Source organism: Caballeronia sp. AZ10_KS36 (assembly GCF_023631105.1).
Classification (GTDB): Bacteria; Pseudomonadota; Gammaproteobacteria; order Burkholderiales; family Burkholderiaceae; genus Caballeronia.
In genome coordinates, this window is the sequence record NZ_JALQDQ010000069.1 from 1 (window position 1) to 865 (window position 865).

Below are 865 nucleotides of genomic sequence, written 5' to 3' on the forward strand. Positions count from 1 at the left end.
TGCGTGCTCTCGCTGTGCTGCGTGCGCTGCGCGGTGAGCTTCACGACGGACTGCGTGTAGTCGTAGTCCACCAGCGACACCTTGCCGGTGGTGATGCGACGCGTCACATTGAACGCGTGGATATGCTCTTCGTCGATGCGCTGGCCGCCGCGATCGAGATAGCGCACCGTTTGATACGCCGGCCCATGCTGCTTGAACGACCCGGGCGAGTCGCACAACACGAGTGTCGCGTCGTCATAGAAGTACGTGATGCCCCATTCCTGCCAGAGCCGGTCGAGGAAGGCGTAATCCGACTCCCACCACTGTCGCTGATAGTCGCGCGCCGGATAGCCGCGTTTGCCGAGAAACGGTCCGCTCAACCGAAACTCGAACGGAATGCTCAGCCGGTTGAGAATCTCCGTCGAAATCTGCTTGATATCGCGGTTTTGGTACGTTCGGCTATCGCGGTTGAGCGACGCGATCCAAAGCCGCGGGCGCAGCTTGAAGCGATAAAACGCGCGCCGTTCGTCCGCGCCGATGGCTTGCGCTTCGGCGATCACGCCGGTGATCTTGCGCACATCTGCGCCGATGTTGAGCATCGAGGCACGCGTGGCGCCTTGTACCCACGTGCCCTTGCCCTCTATGGCAATGCTGAGCGTAACCTCTTTGCCGGCGAGTTCGTCCAGATCGACCAGTGCCTGCGCCTGCTGTACGGGCAGGTGGGCATCCTCTACAGTGCTGAGCTCGATGTCGTATTCATAGAGCTTCCCGAGTTCCTCGTTGCCTTTCACACGCGAGACGACCAGCAACGGCTCATCGAGCCACTGCGGCAGCGCGCGGCCCGACAAGGCGAGCGTGCGCGGCTGATCGAACCAACTCATGCTGC

At 61.7% G+C, this 865-nt stretch carries 1 protein-coding gene; it reads right to left on the bottom strand.

Annotated features, from left to right (window positions below; translation table 11 throughout):
* A partial coding sequence (locus NCR35_RS29750; RefSeq protein WP_350029240.1) for a type VI secretion system Vgr family protein occupies positions 1-865 on the bottom strand: 865 nt, incomplete at both ends.